Origin of the sequence: Porphyromonas circumdentaria (assembly GCF_900167105.1) — a bacterium.
Taxonomy (GTDB): domain Bacteria; phylum Bacteroidota; class Bacteroidia; order Bacteroidales; family Porphyromonadaceae; genus Porphyromonas; species Porphyromonas circumdentaria.
In genome coordinates this window covers 16,429-35,028 of record NZ_FUXE01000013.1, presented here as the reverse complement: position 1 = coordinate 35,028, position 18,600 = coordinate 16,429, and the positions used below count along the sequence as shown (strand labels likewise).

The window sequence follows — 18,600 nt, the reverse complement described above, 5'->3', positions numbered from 1 at the left end:
CTCAATTACTGGTTATCAATATCTTTAAGGTCACCAAGGGCATAGGTAGGAGTCATGTTCTCTACCATCCAATCGTTGGATTTTTGAGGAGATAACTTCCAACCTGTGTTACAGGTGGCAACGAACTCAATTACAGAAGTTCCTTTTTCGGCCATTGAGTTTTCAAATGCTTTGCGAAGAGCCTTTTTTGCCTTGCGTATAGCAGCTACGGTGTGTACCGCTTGACGGGTTACATAGCAAGTGCCTTCGAGCTCTTTTAAAACGTTAGATACAATAAATGGATATCCTTGTTTTTTAGGATCGCGACCGTAAGGAGAAGTAGCGGTCTTCATGCCCACAAGGCTGGTAGGAGACATCTGTCCTCCTGTCATACCATAGATAGCATTGTTAACGAAAATGATAACAATATTTTCTCCACGGTTGCAAGAGTGGATCGTTTCTGCGGTACCAATTGCAGAGAGGTCACCATCGCCTTGATAGGTAAATACTAATAGGTCTTTGTGAAGACGCTTGATGGCAGTAGCAAGTGCGGGTGCACGACCATGGGCAGCTTCTTGCCAGTCGATGTCAACGTAGTTATAGGCAAATACAGAACAACCTACTGGAGCGATACCTACAGATTTGTCTGCCATACCCATTTCATCAATTACTTCGGCAATGAGCTTATGAATTACCCCGTGGCTACATCCAGGGCAGTAGTGCATGGTGTTGCTGTTTAGAAGGCGGGGCTTCTCATACACTAAGTTCTCAGGCTTAACAATCTCGTTGATGTCAAGAACCTTATTTTCTACACATGTATTCATTGTTATGCTTTTTATCTATTTAAAAATTTCAGGATATAACTAATAATGCGGACAATAAGTGCAGCTCCAGCAGGAATGAGAAAGAGGCGTGGTGTTTCAGTATTCCTATAAAGGAAGAATACCACAACCATAGCTACGATGAGTAGATAGAATACCATCTGTAGTATAAATTCTATTTTCCCTGTTTGGCAATTACTATTCATATCCTTAAACCTTAATGTACTCTATTTCTTTGTGTTGGATGGTTCAAGAAATATTATCGATAGAGAGTTGGTACTTACTTGCGGTTGATAATACGCTCTTTAAGGGCTTCGAGTACTTCGTCTGGAGAGAATAGCATACCTCCCATACGTCCGTAGTGAGCCACTGGAACGGCCCCATTAACACCTAAGCGTACATCCTCTACCATTTGACCTGCGTTGAGCTCAACAGAGAGGAATCCCTTTACGCCTTGTTTTACCAACTTTTCGATAGCATTGTAAGGGTAAGGCCACAATGTAATAGGACGTAAAAGCCCTACCTTTAAACCCTCTTCACGAGCCAATTGTACTACCTTTTGGCAAATACGTGCAGAAGAACCGAAGGCAACCAATACATAATCTGCATCTTCTGTTTTATATTCTTCGTAACGTACTTCGTTTTTCTCGATTTCTGCATATTTGGCTTGGAAACGTTCGTTGTTCCTTTCCATAACTGCAGAGTCTAACTCGAGAGAAGTTATGATGCGACGCTTGCCTCCGCGAGCACCTGTTGTAGCCCAAGGACATTGTTCTCTAACTTCTTCGTCTGTGCGGCGAGGTTTGTAGTCTGGAAGAACTACCTTCTCCATCATCTGGCCGATGATACCGTCTGACAGCATCATTACAGGGTTGCGATATTTGAACGCAAGTTCGATACCGAGGTCAACAAAGTCCACAGTCTCCTGTACAGAGTTGGGAGCCAATGTTATAAGTCGGTAGTCACCATGCCCGCATCCCTTAGTAGTTTGGAAGTAGTCTGCCTGGCTGGGTTGAATTGTTCCAAGACCAGGACCACCACGCATAACATTTACGATAAGAGCGGGGAGCTCTGCTCCAGCTAAATAGCTGAGACCTTCTGCCATAAGGCTGATACCAGGACTTGAAGAAGAGGTCATAACCTTCTTACCAGCTCCAGCTCCTCCATATACCATGTTAATAGAAGCAACTTCGCTTTCTGCTTGAAGTACTACCATCCCCGTAATTTCTTCTGGGTTTTCCACGGTTAATGTTTCGAGTACTTCTGATTGAGGAGTGATGGGGTAACCGAAGTAGCCATCCATCCCAGCACGTATAGCGGCATGGGCAAGTGCCTCATTGCCTTTCATCAGTCTGATTTCTTCTGCCATATCTCTAACTGCTTAGCTTTATAGTTTTACTTTGTATACCGTGATGCATCCATCTGGACATATCATACCACAGCTTGCACAGCCTATACAAGCCTCAGGGTCACTCATGTAGCAATAGTGATATCCTTTGTCATTCATCTCATCAGGATGTAAACTGATCGCTTGAGTAGGACATGATACCACGCACAGATTACACCCCTTACAACGCTGTTGGTTGACTACCACAGCACCTCTAACCTTTGCCATTACCTATGTTTATTATTTGAATTTATACTTCCTTAGGTTAGTGCCTTTGAGGCTATTACCTAAATATCTATGCGTCAAAGTTACAAATACTTTTTTGATTCCTACCTAACATTCGCTATTCTTTACATGTTTTATACCTATTGTTTTGTATAGGTCGTAATTCATGACACAATATACGTATTCCATTAATAGTATTGATATTTTCTGTTTGGAAAAGTATAATCTTTTTGAGAGCTTAATCCTTTGTAATAGTTAGCAAGAAATTAATCTTTTGCGATGCTTCGATGAAATAAAAGAATCCGTATCGAAATAGACATTGCATCTGATACTTCGATACGGTTCTCTTAAGAATAATGGATAGATATAACCGCAGTAGGGGAGGAGGCTTTTTAGAATTTTACTTTTGGGGGATTTGTGCTCCGTAGTTTTTAACAGCTCCAAATAGCTTCCGAGCCTTTTCCCATGGGTATTTGTTGGCAAACATACTCACTCGAGTAGTGCTTGTGCCTTGTTGATTTAATCCTAAAGCGCGGTTTATCTGGTTAGAGGTAGACTTAGCATCGTAGCTCTCGGTGTGAGAAATCTTTAGTTCGGTAAAGCCCTTGAGATAGGCTGCGTCTATGGCTGAGATGAATTTCTTATCGAAAGGCATCTCTTTATTGCCTTCATATTTAGGACCTATTTCGTCAGCCTCTTCAATGCGAGCTGCAGGAACATTGATGCCGTTAGAGCTTTTGCATATTTCGAGGTCGGAATGATTACCTATAAAATAGTTGTCAAAGAGGTTGCTTTGTTTGAGCTTTTCGTATTCCTGTTTAGCCTCATAACGGCAGCGTTGAACTCCACAGCCTGTGTTGAATCCGAAGATGTTATTGTACACATTAATGGTGCGGATGCCATTCATGAAGCGAAAACCTTGTCCCATCGAATCAAATTCTTGTGTAATAGGCCAAGTGAATAAAACTGTATTGTGATGAAAGTCGAATGAGATTTCATCTTCTCTTCCAGCTGCAAGAGTACCCCATACTTCGCATGCCGCATAACGATTGGCTACAAAAACATTGTTGCTTACCTCGATATGCCCAGCCCCCATAGCAGCTTGCAACCCAAAGTAGCGACAGTTTACGAACACGCAGTTACTTATTCTCACTTTCCCCTCTACGGTGAGGTGAAGTGCTCTCCAGTCTGCTTTGGAGAAGCCTACAGGTTTGACGGCTGCTTTATCGGGATGAATTAACATGCCTGTAAGAACCTCTGCGTTCGGAGTGCCTGTTCTGGGGTCTTTAACATCTGCTTTGTTGTACAGAATGACCTCTCCGCCATCGAATGTAAAACCATCTACTACAACTTCTCCTGCAGGGCGTTTGTCTCCATAGGCACGGCGTGCTGTGATGTGAAATAGGGCAGAACCCAATATTCGAGGTGTTTTCTCATTGGGTTGGATTTTAGTAATGTATTTAAGAGGGTTGCGCTCTGAGAAATCGGGCGAATAACCTCCGTAGAATTTGAGGAATTTACCGTTATCTGCTCCATTACCAAACTTGCCACATTCAATGTAGCCACCATCCATGTTGCCGAGGTAATTGCCTTCTGCCACTAAAATGGTTGAACCTTCTTCGGCCAAATCAATAGCTTTTTGCAGATCTTTTAGGGCTGTTTCTTTTGTCAGACCATCGGCTCTTGTCTTGCCATTAGGGCTTACGTAATAAGTTTTTCCTGTAGAGGCAGGGGTGCTTGCCTTGGTCTCTCTACTTGTTTCTTTCTCAGAGGGCTTGTTCTGTTGATTGTTCTGTCCCGATTGTGCGGGCAATGCGATACCTAACCCGAGTAGGAGAGTCGCATAGAAAATGCTTTTTCGTATCATTTGTTGCATGGTTAATTTGAACTTCTTGAATATGATGTATTGTGTCCTTTATAGTATCCTTTGTCTATTATGAGCAATTTGTGAGAGGATTACCGCATAGCCATACGACCTCTATCCAGCCACGCTGTTTCTTGTCCACGGTTTCTACCTTAACCCAATCTCCTTTTACCTTCAAGGGGCGCAGGAATATCTCTTCGTTGAAAGAGTAGAGTGTACGAGCTTTTTGAGAGGGGTGCTCTCGTAGTTGTAGAGTTTCTCCCCCATAGTTGCGTGTGCTCATGGCAATTACGGAGTAGTGTATCCAACTGTTACCACTCTCATGGGCTACGATTTCTCCCTCGAAGTCATCGAGATAGGCGGAGATCTCATTGCTACAGATACGCCACCAACCCTTTGTTTCATCACACACTCTTAGCATATACTCACCCTCCTTAGTCAACCCTCGTACTACTTTTCCTTTGGGGGTATTGCGTATGTTGGTATTCCCAGCTGTAGTATCAAAGACAAAGGCTGCCAAGCCTGTATCACACTTGTCCAGTATAAGGGTCTTTTCTTCTCCCTCTATATGCAGAGAGAGTGTGAGGCAATCCTTTTTGAGCTTTAGTTCCTCCGTTGGAATGGTAGCACTGTTGCCACTCTTTTTGCATTGGAACTCGTGGCGATTGAGGGGGGGAGCGCAACTCGCGTAGCCGAAAGTATCAACGGAACCATTCTTGTACTCCAGCCGAAGTGCCGAAGAAGAGAGGAAATTGGCATTGTAGTCCAATGTTACTCTGAAGTCTTTGGTACGGCAGGAATAGGTAACGGAGACCTCTTTCTCTTGCTGTATGGACAAGGAAGAGAGCGTAAATATCAATGCCGAGGCGAGGAGAATAGTTTTGAAAAACAAATTGGTTCGCACTTTGAGGGAGACTTATTCTTTTGTTTGCGTTTGTTTATTTGTTTGTGGAAGGTTTTAGATACCGTTTTTAACCTTTTTCTTCCACGTCTGATTCACCCACTCGAAAAGAACATGTTTATACTGGAGCTTATCTTCAAATCCAGCATCTAGAAACATCGTTTCGTATTCCATGTCGAAAGGAATACTCCCTAAGTGCATTTCAATTGTAGTTCCTCGGCGAGGTAGCGAGAACTCAAACACAACGCGCTTATTAAAGAGCTCTGTAAGAAGCTCTTTTTCTTTCTTGTTAAGTAACGATGTGTCGAAGAAGTCTTCGACTTGAACCTTTTTTGTCTCTGGAGCATAAGAGGGGGCTAAGCGTAGTTTACCTGCCTCATATAGATAGAAAGTTACATCGCCAAATCCTGCATATTGATTGACGGCAACAAGTTTCTTCCCATCCTTAAGATTCCAGTAACAGATCTCATATTTGTATCCCTCTGGATAGTAGTAGAAGACAGACATATAGCCATTACGCTCGTCACACACCTCGATATAGGTATAGTTGCTATCTTCATTTTCTTCTTTGAATTCTGGCCTTTGTCCGATTGTTGTGAGCATTCTTTTGCGCTCTTTTTGAGGCAAGCGGTTATCGAGAGCATCATCGGGTAGCATTAAGAAAATTTCCTTGATGCTCGTCTTCTTACCACTCGCCCCTCTGTTTTGTGCAAACAGAGGAGTGAGGAATAAGAGGCATAAATAAATGAATAGTATTTTTCGCATATGGAAATGATCGCTTTGTTGGCCATTACAGCGAGAGTAAGAACTTTTACTCTGCTTCTTGCAACCTATTTTGCAGGTTGTTTTATGTCAAAACGTTTTGTGTCAGAAAAATGACGACGGCGGGCATTACCGTTGTCGGGGTCGGTACTATATAGAGCAGTGCCACTTTCCGACTCGGGATCTTCGTCTGCATCTATAAAGAATAGGCTGTTGCCGATCCACTGTAGCTTAATTAAATAGGGCGTAGCATCTTCAGATAAGATTCGTTGATTTTTTCCATCGGCATCTGCAATACAGAGAGGACCCACTCCCAAGTCGCCCCACTCGGCAATAGCTACAAAGGCAATTTTCGAACCATCGGGTGAAAATGTTGCTTCGAAGTACTCGATATTTTCGTCCGAAGAGTATTTGTTGTTTAGCCTTAAATCAAGCTTATCGGTCAGACTGTAACGTTGGTTATTTTTTTTATAGATCAATTGTTCCTCTTCAACCTCAAAAGAAGCTCCGAGAGGTTCGTAAGAAACCTCGAACAACTCCTCCATTTTACTTCGGTCTCGGGTAGTCATTAGACTATTATCTGCAATGTTGTAGATTGTGTAAGTGCTAAAGTCGTACGTATCCCAACTAAAGTCGCTGCTCAGTAGAAGTTTTCCATCCTTATATTCCAGAGGACTGCGATCGTCTAAAAGATAGCTGACACACTTCTCTTTGGGGATGTTTAGGTTAACGAGGTCCTCGAGTGTACCTCCCTCATCAGAGAAAGTTGCCTTACGAAGCCATAGTGTACCCTCACGTACCACGGTATAGTACATGGTACGCCCGTCGGGGTCGAACTTGAAATTGAATATTTCGTCTTTTTCTCGCATATGGAAGGGGAGTGTTGTATCCTCTTCTACATTGTAGAGAAAAAGAAGACTGTCTTGCATGGCGATAACGTGAGAGGAGGTAAAGCCCGCATATTTGGTAGACTTGTAGGTCTCAACCTCCTTTTTCTCCGTGTTACCCTTGGAGTTCCCTCCTGAACCACATGCCATAAGGGATGCTATAAAGCCGATTAACAGTGCTGTGCGTAAGTAGATTGCTTTCATTGTGATATTATATGGATTCAGTTCTGTCTATTTATTCGAGATAACCCCATTTGTATTCATCTACAGGAGTTGCGGTGCGCTCCTTGAGATCCACTTTTACTTTTCGGTAAGCCATTAGAGAAAATCCATCGAATAGATTTTCTTCAGCTTCTTTCTTGACTTTTTCTAAGTCTGCGTTTTGTACGGTCTCGGGTAGTTCGTTTGGGCTTTTCCATGATTTCGTTTGCTCGTCCCAACTGATTGTAGGGAGTGTCTCTTCGTACGTATAGAATGAGAATTGATAGTCGTTATCAACGTCGATTCCTGGATCTGACGAAAAATTATATTCGATGTCGAAAATTTTCTCTCCTGTAGTTAAATCGTAGGGGAGAAGAGTGCGTAGGGTACTTGTGCCCTCACTTACAAGCATTGTGTTTCCTATAACGGACTCAAAAGATAGGATTGTACCCTCTATTTGGAAGTTTTTAATCGTAGATTGTTTGGGATGAACTTTTAGAATATTGTACACCCAGCCTTCTGTTTCCATGCCATCTTCCTCAACGATGCGCAGTGCGTCATTCTCGAATAGGCTTCGTTCATTGGCCGTCAGTACGGGTAGCTTTTGGCTTTTTTGCCTACCGTCACTGTTTCCACCACAGCTGGTAAATAAGAGTGCAACAACAGCAATATATGCACCTATTAAAGATATTTGTTTCATAATGAGTTAAATAAAATATGTGTTTGTAATAATGATTTGAAAAATGCTACACGAGAGAGTTGCTTTGTCCCATTTTTGTTCCTAGAATTGTTACAGAAAAATGCTGATAAACAAACAGCTGCCAAGAGTTGTCTTGTTGGTTTTGTTGAATTTGCTTGTCGGAGATTCACAACCCTTCTTGTAGAGTTTTATGTTCCCAATATCTGTAACCTAATTTAGCCGAATACGTCTCCAAAATTAGTAAATGTTCTCGTATTTTCAAATTCTTAATAGGTTAGGCTTGATGAGTGTACAGATGAAAGGAAGGAGAGCTCTATCTTTTTTTGTTTTCTGCCCTTGGAAAAACTTCTTCCCTCTCTAATAAAACTCTATTTGCAGATTGAATATATATATACGCAATCTAAATATATGTATTTTTAGATTGAATATATATATACGCAGATTGCATATAAAGAATTGCATGTGTGTTTTTCCATTTTAGCTCCTGTAGTAGAAGGTTTTTCCACATATTGAAAGAAAGATTTTGATATTTCTAAATTCTTGTTGTACGACTATTGGAGGCTATTTTCCTCCTTTTTGTTCTCTTTGTAGAAGCCCGCATAACGAAGATGGATAGAGGCTCTTTGGAGGCTTGTAGCAAATCTTTTAGAGACCTCCTTGATATATAGTGTGTGTGGATAGGTCGAATTTTGTTTTTCTTTCCATTATATTATTTACCTTTGCAACGAGAATTGGTGTGCAATGACTCCAGAAGAGGAAAGAAATTTAGAACGCTTAGAGCGGGCTGTAACGCATCTTATAGATTTAGTGAATAGCCAGCGTAGCGTAATGCAAAAGCAACAGGAAGAGAATCGTTTACTCTCTGAGCGTTGCAGAGTCTTGGAAGAAAGTTTAGACGAAGTACAAGACAAGCATCAAACCCTTCTGATGGCACGCATGATAGTGGCGAACGACAAGGATTGGGCCAAGGCCTATTCTCGTCTTTCGGTATTACAAGAAGAGATTCGAGAGGCTATAAAACTCTTGGAGTTGGAATAAGTACTAAGGAATATATAGTGCCAATAGTCATCATATAGAGAGTGCTTTTATTAAAGGTTTGCTATGAAGAAGAGAGATAGAGATAAGGCAGACGAGGTGCTCGCGACAAGCTCTAGAACGAAGAGTATAAATATGACTATTGATGGGGAGTCTTTCTCCTTAAATGTAGAGCCATCTACAGAATTGGCCTATCGTTTGAGTGCAGGAACCTTTAACAGAGCAATTGATACCTACCGCTCTGCTTTTCCACCTGAAACGCCAGGAATATCGGGGGGGCTTTATAGACTGATGGCAGGTTTGGAGATGGCATTCCTATATGAAGAGGAGAAGAAGCTCAGGGATAGCAAACCTGTGGAGCAGAGGTTAGAGGCTTTGTGTGAATGGGTTGAGCTATTTTTAGAAGAGCAAGAGCAGGATGAGTTTTGGCAAAAGGTTTCTCGAGATACCTTTACGAAGCGTAAATGAGCTCCTCCCCCTTTCTCTTTTCTAACTCGAAATATATAGATAACAGAGATAGTTAAGGCCTGGTTTCTCCACTTTTTCCTTTTGTGGGGGCACGAGAGAGCTTAGTTTCTGTTTTAATTTCTTTTTGTGTAATACACACTTTCCCACTCGTTTTTGCGTGCTTCCCTTTTTTATGAAAGAGGGAAGAGTTGGCTGTACATTAAGGTCTATTTGGGTAATTGATGTCCCCTAAGATATAAGGCATCGAGATATAGCTTGGGTGTGAAAGACCCAAGTAAGAGAAACTTAAGGACGTTATATGACAGGAATTATTGTAGGAGGGATAGGCCTACTGGTTGCAGCCTTAGTTGCTGTAATCTTTATTAAGCGTTATGCCGACAAACTCTATGCTTCGAAAGTGAACGAAGCTTTGCAGAAAACGGTGCAATTAGAGAGAGAGGCTGAGAAGAAAGCCGAGGTATTACAAGCTCAGAAACTGGGCGAAGTTAAGAGTAAATACACTCAACTCAAGCAAGAACTTGAGCGGGAAGTAGCCCATAAGAATAATGCAATCGAGGCGCGATTGGACAAACTGAAGCGTAAAGAGGATGATTTTTTCGCTCGCCAAAAAGATATCGCCAAGAAAAGTGATGAACTAACCAAAATACAAGAGCAAGTAGAGGCGCAACAGTCTGTACTCAATAAGCGTAAAGAGGAGTTAGATCAACTCGTACAACAGCAACGTGTGCATTTGGAACGTATCGGGGGGCTTTCCTCGACAGAGGCTCGAGAGCAATTGATTGAAAGCATCAAAGCCGAAGCTCAAGACGAGGCCGCTTCTTACGTATCTGAAATTATTGAAGAGGCTAAGATGACTGCCAATAAGGAGGCTAAGCGCATCGTTATTCAGTCTATTCAGCGTTTGGCGACCGAGACGGCCGTTGAAAATCTGGTTAGTGTATTCCATATTGAAAATGACGAGATAAAGGGTCGTATTATTGGTCGAGAAGGGCGTAATATACGTGCCTTGGAGGCTGCTACGGGGATAGAAATCATCGTAGATGATACTCCCGAGGCCATTGTTCTCTCTGGTTTCGACCCTGTGCGTAGAGAGATTGCTCGCTTGGCATTGCATCAGTTGGTGCAGGATGGACGTATCCACCCTGCCCGCATCGAAGAGGTTGTCTCTAAGGTGAGAAAGCAAGTAGAGGAAGAGCTCGTCGAGGTGGGTAAACGTACACTTATCGACTTGGGAATACATGGGGTACATCCCGAGTTAGTACGTCTCATCGGTAAGATGAAGTATCGTTCTTCTTATGGACAAAACTTGCTCCAGCACTCAAGAGAAACAGCCAATCTCTGTGCTATTATGGCAGCAGAGCTTGGGTTGGATCCCAAGAAAGCAAAGAGAGCGGGCTTGCTACACGATATTGGTAAGGTACCCGATGATGAACCCGAATTGTCTCACGCTATCTTGGGTATGAAGCTTTGTGAAAAGTATAAAGAGAAACCCGATGTTTGCAATGCTGTGGGGGCTCACCATGATGAGGTAGAGATGACCTCTCTTATCGCTCCTATTGTTCAGGTGTGTGATGCTATCAGTGGTGCGCGTCCAGGAGCTCGTCGAGAGATTGTAGAGGCTTACATCAAGCGTTTGAATGATTTAGAGCAGCTGGCTCTATCTTATCCTGGTGTTGTAAAGACCTATGCTATCCAAGCAGGTAGGGAATTGCGTGTTATTGTTGGAGCCGACAAGATTCAAGATAAAGACGTTTCTACCCTTTCAGACGAGATAGCACGCAAGATACAGGATGAAATGACCTATCCTGGACAGGTTAAAATCACCGTGATACGTGAGGTGCGTTCCGTAAGCGTGGCGAAGTAAAATCTTTTTCGACTAATTTTTAGAACAAATGTCTACCTATAGCCAAGAGATTGACAAACGCCGTACGTTTGCTATCATATCGCACCCAGATGCGGGTAAGACGACCCTAACCGAAAAGCTCCTCCTGTTTGGGGGAGCTATTCATGTGGCGGGTGCCGTGAAAAGCAACAAGATACGAAAGACTGCCACCAGTGACTGGATGGAAATAGAGCGTCAGAGAGGAATTTCCGTGGCGACCTCTGTGATGGGTTTTCAGTATAAAGACTATAAAATCAATATCTTAGATACTCCTGGGCACGAGGACTTCGCAGAAGATACCTTCCGCACCTTGACTGCTGTAGATAGTGTAATTATCGTGGTAGATAGTGCCAAAGGGGTCGAGAAACAGACACGACGCCTTATGGAAGTCTGTCGTATGCGCCATACGCCCGTCATAGTCTTTGTCAATAAATTGGACCGAGAGGGGAGAGATGCCTTTGACCTTTTGGATGAAATCGAGGAAGAGCTGCAGCTCTCTGTACGCCCGATGACTTGGCCTATTGGTATGGGAGAGAGATTTAAAGGAGTGTACGATTTATTCTCTTCTGAACTCAATCTCTTCAAAGTAGACAAACAGCATATTGCAGAGGATGTTAAGAAAATAGACTCGATAGATTCGACGGTTTTAGACGAGTCGGTGGGGCCTTCTTTGGCAGAGCGTTTGCGTGCCGATATAGAGCTTGTCAATGGAGTTTACCCCGATTTTGATCGCGAGCGTTACCTCCGAGGAGAGTTAGCTCCTGTCTTTTTTGGTTCGGCATTGAATAACTTCGGCATTCGAGAGCTATTGGATTGTTTTGTTCGCATAGCCCCTTCTCCGCAACCTCTCCAAGCGCAGGAGCGCGAGATTAGTCCTCACGAAGAGCCTTTTACAGGCTTTGTATTCAAAATCCATGCTAATATGGATCCTAACCACCGCAGTTGTATTGCCTTTGTAAAGATCTGTTCGGGGCGTTTCGAGCGGAACAAATACTATCGACATATACGTTTAGACAAGCAGTTCCGTTTCTCTTCTCCCACTGCCTTTATGGCACAGAAGAAAGAGATTGTAGATGATGCTTATGCGGGAGATATTGTGGGACTTCCCGATACGGGCAATTTTAAGATTGGCGATACGCTTACCGAGGGAGAACTTCTTCACTTCAAGGGATTGCCCAGCTTCTCTCCAGAGCTTTTCCAATATATAGAGAATGCCGACCCGATGAAACAAAAGCAGTTGATAAAGGGCATCGAGCAGTTGATGGGCGAGGGGGTTGCACAGTTGTTCGTGAATCAATTCAATGGACGTCGAATCATAGGAACAGTAGGGCAACTACAATTTGAGGTTATCAAGTATCGTCTGCTGCACGAGTACGGTGCTGAGTGCCGATGGGAACCTATACATCTCTATAAAGCCTGCTGGATAGAGAGTGACAACAGAGAGGTGTTGGACAATTTTAAGAGGAGAAAAGCGCAGTATATGGCGCACGACATAGAGGGGCGAGATGTTTTCTTGGCAGATTCTGGATATGTCTTACAGATGGCACAGCAGGACTTCCCTGAGATAAAGTTCCATTTTACGAGTGAGTTTTAAGTTAGAGTAGCATCCCTACCTCAAAAAGGTAGGGATTGTATCATATAATATAGAAGGAGTATATGAGTTTCTTAAAGTCAATATTTGGTCGTAAGAAAGAAAACGCGCAAGAGAGCGAAGAGAAGACACTTGTAACGGGAAGTGTGGAAAAAGGCTCCGACCGACAGGGAGAAAAAGAGGCAGATATATTGAAGTTTGATGCGCTTAGGGCGATGAAAATGGGTGAGGTCGCTTTCGCTCTCAAAGCTCTTACTAAGGCTTTGGAACTACGACCCGAGTTTGAAACACGCTTCTATTATGCCGAAGCTTTGACCCTCAATGGTCAAGAGACGGAAGCTTTGAAGCAGTATGATTTGCTTTTGGAAGAGTACCCTCAGCACTCTCTTTGTTTGAAAAACAGAGCTTCCTTGAAGATCGTTGCGGAAGATTATAAAGGAGCTTTGGAGGATATTGAGCTTGCCCTCCAAGTGGAGGAGGCAGAGGAGCAGCGCATCGTGCTATATCAACAGAGGGCAAAGGCTTATCTCATGTTACAAGAGTTTGATAAGGCTTGTACTGCAGCAGAAGAGGCCATAGTTCTAAAGACGCCTTTTCCTGCCGCTTATTTATATAAAACAGAAGCTCTCATCGGGTTGCAACGTTTAGAAGAGGCCAATAGTTTCGTGCAGGAAGCACTTTCCCTCTTTCCAGAGGAGGAGCGATTTAGTCTCCTTCAAGCCAAGATAGCTTTAGTGCAGAAGGATTATACTGCTGCCTACAGGGCTTATCAAGATACTTTAGAGAAAGATCCCTTTAGCGAAGAAGCCTATTGTGGTATAACTTGTCTTATGGTGCAAGAGGGGAAATCGGAAGAGGCTATCGACTTTTTAGAACGAGCACTCGAAGAGCAAAGTCTCGGTTATACGACCCTTTCTCTTTTGGCCAATCTTTACCGAAAGAAGGGGTTGGTAGAGAAAGAACAAAAACTGCAAGAACAGATGAAGGAGCTTGCTTCTTCTGAGGAGGCAGGACCTGTTGATTTTATTCAACTTTATTACAAAGGAACGGCTTACGGAGAGATATTCGGGAACCTTATGTCGTGAGATGGGAGTGAAAAAGAAGAAGTTCTACGTCGTTTGGAAAGGGGTTAATCCAGGAGTGTACGCATCTTGGGAGGAGTGCAAGGCACAAGTAAAAAACTTCCCGAACGCAGTATATAAGTCTTTCAATACAGAGGCAGAAGCGGTACAGGCCTATCACAGTGAGTTTGCTTCCTACTCTTTTAGAGAAACCGAGAAGTATATTTATCCCAGTGTAGCAGTGGATGGGGCTACTTCGGGCAATCCTGGCCCCTCGGAATACAGAGGGGTTGATACATTGACGCATGAGATTTTATTCTCTTTTGGTCCTATTTACGCAACTAACAACATAGTAGAGTTCCTTGCCATAGTACATGCTATGGGATTTTTATTACAGAGGGGGCTGAATATACCCATATATAGTGATAGTAAAACAGCTATTGGATGGGTTTATGGAGGTAAGTGTAAAACACTACTCCCTCGAACGCCCGAAACGGAGGCAACGCTACAACTTGTAGCTCGTGCCGAGCGTTGGTTGCAGAAGCATCCACCTACACAACGCCCCGAATTATTGAAATGGAATACAACTTGTTGGGGAGAGATTCCTGCTGACTATGGTAGAAAATAGCTTGCTAAACGCGAGTTATTCACTTGCACCTTCGCATCTTTACTGTTTTAATAGTGGTAATGAGCAGGCACTCCTCCATATGGAAAAAGCATCTTTCACGCACTCAAAATTGGTACGGCAGATGCGCTGCGATCTCTCAATGCTTTTGGCTTGGGTTGCCGAGAGTCCAGAGGAGGACTGGGTGTGGATGCCGAGGGGGACTGCAAGAGCAATCCCTCAAAATAAAGGATTGCTGCCTCCGTGCAGGTGTTTGTTTGAGGAAGATGTCCTCTATCAATCGATTTCCACTCCTCTACATTTAACGCTTTGGGCACCCGAGCCAACGTTGGTTCGCTCTTTTGAGCGTATTACACCTCTTTTCCCCAACGGATTGTTATTACCCAAAGAGCAGACTTTCCCCTCTTTTCTTTTCGATCGCTCCCAAGCCTCTTTTCTACTTGCTTCTATGGGAGACGATTTTCATTCTCTTCTACCTTTTTCCTGTTCTTCACGAGATGATCTTGATAGAGCCTTACTTCATTTTAAGGCTTCTTCCCAATTGGTTGTCAAGCTACCTTTTTCCTCTTCGGGAAGAGGGGTGCTTCTCTTTCATCTTCCGCTTGCGGGAAAACAGGAGGAACAATTATACTCTTTATTAAATACGCACAGGCAAATTACCTTAGAACCCTTTCTAAATAAGTGTGGAGATTATGCAGCAGAGTACATTGTAGAGGCCGATCGTAGTGTCCGCTTTGTGGGGTTGTCTCATTTTGAAACAAAAGATTTTCGCTATCTCTATAATCATGTGCAGCACCCCGATGCTCTTTGGGCTAGATTGGCACATAGAGTAGGAGAAAAATCATTGGAGCAAGCCATTGTAGCCCATAAAGCTTTTATTGTTAACCATATAGCCCCCTACTATCAAGGTGTAGTGGGGATAGATATGCTTGCTTATAGAAAAGAGGGTAGCGAAAGAGAGTTTTTACATCCTGCTGTAGAGATTAATGTGCGTTGTACAATGGGTTTTTTAGCCCATCTGTTGTACGAGCGTTACGGAGTGCCTAATCGTTCCTACAAGATGTTTATAAAGAGCTATTCACAAGCTGGCATGGCTTTAAGAGAATACAGCGAAGCTCAAAATCGTAATCTTATGAAGGCGAATGAGAAAGGTGCTTTGATAGAAGGGACTATGTTTCTTTCTACCCCCTCAGAGAACAGCCGATTTTTTGCTTATCTCGAGACGGTTTGACCCTATATAGATAGATAAAATCTATTTGCCTCAAGGTAATATCTATTGTTTTTCTCTTCTCTCTGACCTATCTTCGCTATCGAATCTTAAGCTTAAAGTGGCGATAAGCGTTAGGATGAAATAAGCGAATAAGGCTATGAACACGATACAGTTTAGAGAAAATCTTTTAGATATACAGGGTAACCTTCGTCGTTATGCTCTCAAGCTAACGAGGGATGTGAACGATGCAGACGACCTAATTCAAGATACCACACTTCGAGCACTTAAAAACGTTGATAAATATGTCGAGAATGCCAACTTCAAAGGTTGGGTGATGACCATTATGTACAACATATATCTTAATAATAGAGATCGGTTGGATCGCCAAAGACGATTGATTGACTCTAATGTAGATATTGCCAACGTACCTGTTTTGGTGAGTGGAGGTTACTCGACTCCCGACGGGTCCTACAATATAAAGGAGATTTATGGAGCTGTGGATCGATTGAGTAGTCATATACGAGTGCCTTTTTCTATGTACCTGAGTGGTTACAAGTATGCCGAGATAGCTGAGCATTTGGATATCCCTATTGGTACGGTCAAGAGTAGAATATTTTTCGCTCGTAAGGTGCTTCAGCAAGAATTGAGAGAGATGCGCTAACGTAATCTTGTTACGGGTTATATAGACTTGCTGGTGGGGCTCGTGGAGGCAACACTTTGGCAGGTCTATTTTTTGTACTTTCGTTCGTTAGAATAAGTTGATTGAGGAATAAGGAAATGGAAAAGAGAGAATTTGTTTATCAGAAAATGTTCCCGCTGGGGGATGATACTACTGAATATTACCATCTTACCAGTGATTACGTTCATACAGAATCGTTTGGTAATCGCGAGATGCTTGTTGTCCAACCAGAGGCTTTGCGTCTTTTGGCTCGTACGGCTTTTCATGACGTTTCGTACTATTTACGCCCCGAACATCAGGAGCAGGTTGCCAAAATACTACAAGACCCCGAAGCGAGTGAAAACGATCGTTTCGTAGCGTTGACTTTTTTACGTAATGCAGAGATATCTTCTTTGGGAAAGCTCCCTTTTTGTCAAGATACTGGTACGGCTATTGTCTTCGGGAAAAAGGGGCAAAATGTTTATACTGGAGGTGGAGATGAAGAAGCTCTATCGCACGGAATTTTTGACACCTATACCCAAGAGTTTTTACGCTACTCTCAAAATGCTCCCTTAGATATGTATAAGGAGGTAAATACGGGCACTAATCTTCCAGCTCAGATTGATTTATTGGCTGTAGATGGAGATGAGTATAACTTTCTTTGCATTGCAAAAGGAGGAGGTTCTGCCAATAAAACATTTCTTTATCAAGAGACTAAGGCTCTCATTACGCCTGAGAGATTGCTCCCTTTTCTGGTAGAAAAGATGCGTTCATTGGGTACGGCAGCTTGCCCTCCTTACCACATTGCTTTTGTCATAGGAGGTACATCGGCCGAGATGAACCTTAAAACAGTGAAGTTAGCTTCTACGAAGTACTACGATTCTCTCCCTACTACAGGTAATGAATACGGGAGAGCTTTTCGTGATGTAGAGTTGGAAACGCAACTTTTGGAAGAGGCTTATAAAATTGGTTTCGGAGCACAATTCGGAGGCAAATACTTTGCTCACGATATTAGGGTTATACGTTTGCCTCGTCATGGAGCTTCTTGTCCTGTCGGCATGGGTGTTAGTTGCTCGGCAGACCGCAATATAAAAGCGAAGATTAATAAGCAGGGTATCTGGATAGAACGCTTGGAAACGAACCCAGGAAGATGGATCCCTGAAGAACTTCGCACTACGGAAATGGAGGGACAAGTTGTACAAATAGACCTGAATCGCCCTATGGAAGAGATAAGAAAAGAACTTTCTAAATACCCTGTTTCCACGCGTTTATCTCTGACGGGTACTATTATAGTAGGGCGAGATATTGCTCATGCCAAGTTGAAAGAGCGTATTGATAGAGGAGAAGGCTTGCCCGATTACGTCAAGCAACACCCGATTTATTACGCAGGTCCCTCTAAAACTCCCGAGGGAATGCCCAGTGGAAGTTTTGGTCCGACTACGGCAGGTCGTATGGATAGTTATGTACGCCTCTTCCAAGAACACGGAGGTAGCATGGTTATGATTGCCAAAGGAAATAGAAGTAAAGAAGTAACAGATGCTTGTAAAGAGTTTGGTGGATTTTACTTGGGAAGTATAGGTGGTCCAGCTGCCGTATTAGCGAAGGAGAGCATAAAAAAGGTAGAGTGCGTTGAATATTCCGAATTGGGTATGGAGGCTATATGGAAGATAGAGGTGGTAGATTTCCCTGCCTTCATATTGGTAGATGATAAGGGGAATGACTTCTTTACCAAAATACGCGAGCAATGCGCTGGTTGCGCTTTGCATCAATAAAGAATACAACCAAAATCTTTGAAGATTTATACTCTCTTCATGGTCTCTCTCTGCTTTTGAGCGGAGGGAGACCATTTTTTTGCTCAGTTATACTCCTAAGGAAAAACTGTTTCAGGTACTTTGTTGGGATAGTTTTTTCTTGTTGTGTACTAAAAGAAGCGTTACAGCGTTTATAGAGTAAGACCTTGTGTAGAGGTGTTTACTGCTCCTTTGTAGAGGAGTGATGATAAATTATAGAGTGATTGCCTATGGAGGATTGTTACGAGATGAGTTTGTCCCTGCAAGCATGGAAGTGTCTTGCTGCGATAGAACGAGAAGTAAACGACGAGCGTCATAGAGCGGTGGTTGAGTCTCTGAAGGCTTATGCTCGATCCTTTTGATGGGAGCCTTATTGGATTGCGTGGGAAAAGGTTACATTGTCCTTTGACGGAGCAGCTTCTCTTTCGGAGAAACTCTTTTCTGGAGAAGGGTGTTAATAGATAGGTTACATTACGAGAAAAGGGGTCTTAGGTAGTATCTAAGACTCCCTTTTGTTTTTAGAATGCTTTTGCAGAGCAGATATATACAATTA

Annotated in this window: 19 protein-coding genes; 10 read left to right on the top strand and 9 right to left on the bottom strand. The window is 42.9% G+C overall.

Going from position 1 to position 18,600, the window contains the following annotated elements; all coding sequences use genetic code 11:
- Positions 1 to 5: 5 nt before the first annotated feature.
- The 9 genes from B5D06_RS06460 to B5D06_RS06420 form a co-directional block, all read right to left on the bottom strand.
- Positions 6 to 803, bottom strand: coding sequence for a thiamine pyrophosphate-dependent enzyme (locus B5D06_RS06460; RefSeq protein ID WP_078737192.1), 798 nt, complete (start codon positions 801 to 803; stop codon positions 6 to 8).
- A gap of 11 nt (positions 804 to 814) precedes the next feature.
- Positions 815 to 1,006, bottom strand: a complete 192-nt coding sequence (locus B5D06_RS06455) for a hypothetical protein (protein ID WP_078737191.1) — start codon at positions 1,004 to 1,006, stop codon at positions 815 to 817.
- A gap of 74 nt (positions 1,007 to 1,080) precedes the next feature.
- Positions 1,081 to 2,169 (bottom strand): 3-methyl-2-oxobutanoate dehydrogenase subunit VorB, encoded by a 1,089-nt coding sequence (locus B5D06_RS06450; RefSeq protein WP_078737190.1) that lies wholly within the window; start codon positions 2,167 to 2,169, stop codon positions 1,081 to 1,083.
- A gap of 18 nt (positions 2,170 to 2,187) precedes the next feature.
- Positions 2,188 to 2,415 (bottom strand): 4Fe-4S dicluster domain-containing protein, encoded by a 228-nt coding sequence (locus tag B5D06_RS06445; RefSeq protein ID WP_078737189.1) that lies wholly within the window; start codon positions 2,413 to 2,415, stop codon positions 2,188 to 2,190.
- A gap of 397 nt (positions 2,416 to 2,812) precedes the next feature.
- Positions 2,813 to 4,279 (bottom strand): right-handed parallel beta-helix repeat-containing protein, encoded by a 1,467-nt coding sequence (locus B5D06_RS06440; protein ID WP_221416035.1) that lies wholly within the window; start codon positions 4,277 to 4,279, stop codon positions 2,813 to 2,815.
- Positions 4,280 to 4,346: 67 nt separating this feature from the next.
- Entirely contained in the window at positions 4,347 to 5,180 is an 834-nt protein-coding gene (locus B5D06_RS06435) for an SH3 domain-containing protein (RefSeq protein ID WP_078737188.1), read from the bottom strand.
- Positions 5,181 to 5,234: 54 nt separating this feature from the next.
- On the bottom strand, positions 5,235 to 5,942 hold the full coding sequence (locus B5D06_RS06430) for a hypothetical protein (RefSeq protein WP_078737187.1): 708 nt from the start codon (positions 5,940 to 5,942) through the stop codon (positions 5,235 to 5,237).
- 65 nt (positions 5,943 to 6,007) lie between these two features.
- Positions 6,008 to 7,030, bottom strand: coding sequence for a PD40 domain-containing protein (locus B5D06_RS06425; protein WP_078737186.1), 1,023 nt, complete (start codon positions 7,028 to 7,030; stop codon positions 6,008 to 6,010).
- A 31-nt stretch (positions 7,031 to 7,061) separates the two neighbouring features.
- On the bottom strand, positions 7,062 to 7,727 hold the full coding sequence (locus B5D06_RS06420; RefSeq protein WP_078737185.1) for a hypothetical protein: 666 nt from the start codon (positions 7,725 to 7,727) through the stop codon (positions 7,062 to 7,064).
- 741 nt (positions 7,728 to 8,468) lie between these two features.
- Between B5D06_RS06420 and B5D06_RS06415 the strand changes: the two genes are divergently transcribed.
- From B5D06_RS06415 to B5D06_RS09120, 10 genes are all read left to right on the top strand, one after another.
- Complete coding sequence (locus B5D06_RS06415) at positions 8,469 to 8,765, top strand: hypothetical protein (RefSeq protein WP_078737184.1); 297 nt, start codon at positions 8,469 to 8,471, stop codon at positions 8,763 to 8,765.
- Positions 8,766 to 8,828: 63 nt separating this feature from the next.
- Positions 8,829 to 9,230 (top strand): cell division protein ZapA, encoded by a 402-nt coding sequence (zapA, locus tag B5D06_RS06410; RefSeq protein WP_078737183.1) that lies wholly within the window; start codon positions 8,829 to 8,831, stop codon positions 9,228 to 9,230.
- Positions 9,231 to 9,528: 298 nt separating this feature from the next.
- Positions 9,529 to 11,094: a ribonuclease Y gene (gene rny, locus B5D06_RS06405; protein ID WP_078737182.1), complete on the top strand. Its 1,566-nt coding sequence runs from the start codon at positions 9,529 to 9,531 to the stop codon at positions 11,092 to 11,094.
- 28 nt (positions 11,095 to 11,122) lie between these two features.
- Positions 11,123 to 12,706: a peptide chain release factor 3 gene (locus B5D06_RS06400; RefSeq protein ID WP_078737181.1), complete on the top strand. Its 1,584-nt coding sequence runs from the start codon at positions 11,123 to 11,125 to the stop codon at positions 12,704 to 12,706.
- Between the two features lie 62 nt (positions 12,707 to 12,768).
- Positions 12,769 to 13,788 carry a tetratricopeptide repeat protein gene (locus B5D06_RS06395; protein WP_078737180.1) on the top strand — a complete coding sequence of 340 codons (1,020 nt, stop codon included), beginning with the start codon at positions 12,769 to 12,771 and terminating at the stop codon, positions 13,786 to 13,788.
- Positions 13,789 to 13,795: 7 nt separating this feature from the next.
- Positions 13,796 to 14,392 carry a ribonuclease H1 domain-containing protein gene (locus tag B5D06_RS06390; RefSeq protein WP_078737218.1) on the top strand — a complete coding sequence of 199 codons (597 nt, stop codon included), beginning with the start codon at positions 13,796 to 13,798 and terminating at the stop codon, positions 14,390 to 14,392.
- Positions 14,379 to 15,620, top strand: coding sequence for an ATP-grasp domain-containing protein (locus B5D06_RS06385; protein ID WP_078737179.1), 1,242 nt, complete (start codon positions 14,379 to 14,381; stop codon positions 15,618 to 15,620). Before B5D06_RS06390 ends, B5D06_RS06385 begins: the two co-directional genes overlap by 14 nt.
- A gap of 136 nt (positions 15,621 to 15,756) precedes the next feature.
- Positions 15,757 to 16,260: an RNA polymerase sigma factor gene (locus B5D06_RS06380; protein ID WP_078737178.1), complete on the top strand. Its 504-nt coding sequence runs from the start codon at positions 15,757 to 15,759 to the stop codon at positions 16,258 to 16,260.
- Positions 16,261 to 16,376: 116 nt separating this feature from the next.
- Positions 16,377 to 18,029, top strand: coding sequence for a fumarate hydratase (locus B5D06_RS06375; protein WP_078737177.1), 1,653 nt, complete (start codon positions 16,377 to 16,379; stop codon positions 18,027 to 18,029).
- Between the two features lie 248 nt (positions 18,030 to 18,277).
- Complete coding sequence (locus B5D06_RS09120) at positions 18,278 to 18,409, top strand: hypothetical protein (protein WP_260398702.1); 132 nt, start codon at positions 18,278 to 18,280, stop codon at positions 18,407 to 18,409.
- Positions 18,410 to 18,600 lie beyond the last annotated feature (191 nt).

What these genes read in the sequence shown, in the direction of transcription:
- rny (WP_078737182.1), top strand. Translation starts at nt 9,529, where the DNA reads ATGACAGGAATTATTGTAGGAGGGATAGGCCTACTGGTTGCAGCCTTA.
- B5D06_RS06425 (WP_078737186.1), bottom strand. Translation starts at nt 7,030, where the DNA reads ATGAAAGCAATCTACTTACGCACAGCACTGTTAATCGGCTTTATAGCA.
- B5D06_RS06385 (WP_078737179.1), top strand. Translation starts at nt 14,379, where the DNA reads ATGGTAGAAAATAGCTTGCTAAACGCGAGTTATTCACTTGCACCTTCG.
- B5D06_RS06415 (WP_078737184.1), top strand. Translation starts at nt 8,469, where the DNA reads ATGACTCCAGAAGAGGAAAGAAATTTAGAACGCTTAGAGCGGGCTGTA.
- zapA (WP_078737183.1), top strand. Translation starts at nt 8,829, where the DNA reads ATGAAGAAGAGAGATAGAGATAAGGCAGACGAGGTGCTCGCGACAAGC.
- B5D06_RS06460 (WP_078737192.1), bottom strand. Translation starts at nt 803, where the DNA reads ATGAATACATGTGTAGAAAATAAGGTTCTTGACATCAACGAGATTGTT.
- B5D06_RS06400 (WP_078737181.1), top strand. Translation starts at nt 11,123, where the DNA reads ATGTCTACCTATAGCCAAGAGATTGACAAACGCCGTACGTTTGCTATC.
- B5D06_RS09120 (WP_260398702.1), top strand. Translation starts at nt 18,278, where the DNA reads ATGGAGGATTGTTACGAGATGAGTTTGTCCCTGCAAGCATGGAAGTGT.
- B5D06_RS06440 (WP_221416035.1), bottom strand. Translation starts at nt 4,279, where the DNA reads ATGATACGAAAAAGCATTTTCTATGCGACTCTCCTACTCGGGTTAGGT.
- B5D06_RS06445 (WP_078737189.1), bottom strand. Translation starts at nt 2,415, where the DNA reads ATGGCAAAGGTTAGAGGTGCTGTGGTAGTCAACCAACAGCGTTGTAAG.
- B5D06_RS06420 (WP_078737185.1), bottom strand. Translation starts at nt 7,727, where the DNA reads ATGAAACAAATATCTTTAATAGGTGCATATATTGCTGTTGTTGCACTC.
- B5D06_RS06375 (WP_078737177.1), top strand. Translation starts at nt 16,377, where the DNA reads ATGGAAAAGAGAGAATTTGTTTATCAGAAAATGTTCCCGCTGGGGGAT.
- B5D06_RS06395 (WP_078737180.1), top strand. Translation starts at nt 12,769, where the DNA reads ATGAGTTTCTTAAAGTCAATATTTGGTCGTAAGAAAGAAAACGCGCAA.
- B5D06_RS06430 (WP_078737187.1), bottom strand. Translation starts at nt 5,942, where the DNA reads ATGCGAAAAATACTATTCATTTATTTATGCCTCTTATTCCTCACTCCT.
- B5D06_RS06450 (WP_078737190.1), bottom strand. Translation starts at nt 2,169, where the DNA reads ATGGCAGAAGAAATCAGACTGATGAAAGGCAATGAGGCACTTGCCCAT.
- B5D06_RS06455 (WP_078737191.1), bottom strand. Translation starts at nt 1,006, where the DNA reads ATGAATAGTAATTGCCAAACAGGGAAAATAGAATTTATACTACAGATG.
- B5D06_RS06380 (WP_078737178.1), top strand. Translation starts at nt 15,757, where the DNA reads ATGAACACGATACAGTTTAGAGAAAATCTTTTAGATATACAGGGTAAC.